Below are 1,740 nucleotides of genomic sequence, written 5' to 3'. Positions count from 1 at the left end.
AAAAACATGTATTCTCGAATACTAGTTCGATTCAATATTAAATTCGGCGTCCAATTTTTCGCCGGTGTACAGTTGGTTTTTGACCAGCAAACCAAAAACGAGTCGTACGAATTTACGAGATGTAAGCGCGAGTGCTCTCTTGTGCTGATGTTTCGTTACTTCAGCGTATTTTTTAGAATAGTATTCACCGTATTCTTGGATGTATCGTCTGACACTATTGGAGCCTTCTCCTAAGTAATAACGCAGATATGTATTACCAGCTTTTGAAACACGGTTATCCTCAGATATAAAGTCTCCAGAATCATTCTTAAGCCAGGTTAATCCGGCATATTTAGCAAGTGCATCTGATGAATGAAAAGCAGTAATATCACCGATCTCAGCAAGTATGCCAGAAGCCCATACAGGTCCTATACCTGGAATAGATTTTAGAATGATAAAGGCATTAGGGTTCATGCCATTGATACATTTCTCGATTGCCTGATCTATCAGCTTGATTTCTTTTTGATAGGTCTGGATGCAGTTAAATGAGCTGGCCAAAGATACATTTAGCGGCTCGTACATGCATTTATCTAATCGATAAGAATCTCTTGCAGCTTTCTTTAAAAGTTCAGAGGTTTTTGATATGTCAGTAATGCGGTTCCGGCTCTTTTGAGCAAGGAATTGCAATAGCTCATCTTCAGAAGAATCTATGATTTCCTGGAGAGACATAAACTCTGTCAAGACAGCAGAGGATGTAGCACCATAGATATTACTAAAAGGTTGTGCATCACCATCTAAAAGCTGAAGTTCACTAAACTTTAAATAGAGATTAGAAACCATATATGTTTTTTCTCTTGTAATGAATTCAGCTAAATGGAGGCGATGTCTTGTTAATCGCTTTAAGGCTAAGAATTGGCTGCCACGCCAGGGTTCACATTTTTTAGTTCGTCCGCATCTTGCAAAATCTGCAATAAGATAAGCGTCAAGTGGATCTGTTTTATCCATGCCAACATAAGATTTACGGTAATTGGCTGTCATTTTAGGATACAGACAGAAAATGTAAGGCTTATAAGGCATGAGCAGTTCACAGGTAGACAGGTAATTAGCTATGTGAATGCTATAAACGGAAGTAGACTCTAAAGCAACAACAATTGTATTGAGGTCAGGATGACTATTCATACAGTTTAATATGATCTCAGCAAGTTCCTCAGCACCAGGCTGATTGTTCTTAAAGGATGATGAGAGGTATTTGTTTTCATCAAAATCCATTGCACAAACGACGTTGGACTTTGAACTTACATCAATACCAACAAACAAAGTGGACATATAGTTGATCTTTATCATGTTATCACGCTCCTTTCTGATCTGAATTTGTGAAGCCTAAAGTGAAGGTTTATCCTGCGCGGCATATGTTGACCGAAGCCTCGCGTAATGAGCATTCACCCAGTCAGCATTTTTTGCTGGTGCTTCGGCTGGGGATGCAACTTCTGTGTTAGCGGAATATAGCATATGTGCCAGGCTGCATGCTCTATGGGCAGACACGGACGAAACCGGCTGAAAGGAGGAAAAGCAGTGCCTTCGGACATCAGACTCTGCTGATATCATAACACAGGATTGACCTTATAAGAAATGTAACGATTGACTGTATAGATGGGAATTGGAAGAGGGGGAATCCTCAGAGATGTCCTTACCACTATACTTATAAAAAAGAATAAGTCTGAAAGCAATATTTTTTGCTTACAAACTTATTATACGAGGAGG

Annotated in this window: 1 protein-coding gene; it reads right to left on the bottom strand. The window is 39.4% G+C overall.

Annotated features, from left to right (window positions below; translation table 11 throughout):
* Positions 1-21 precede the first annotated feature (21 nt).
* Positions 22-1,323 (bottom strand): IS110 family transposase, encoded by a 1,302-nt coding sequence (locus tag EFT72_RS18825; protein WP_124068454.1) that lies wholly within the window; start codon positions 1,321-1,323, stop codon positions 22-24.
* Positions 1,324-1,740 lie beyond the last annotated feature (417 nt).

This window comes from Clostridium sp. E02, assembly GCF_003833015.1.
In the GTDB taxonomy this organism is placed as follows: Bacteria; Bacillota; Clostridia; order Lachnospirales; family Lachnospiraceae; genus Lacrimispora.
This window is presented reverse-complemented; position numbering and strand designations above follow the sequence as displayed.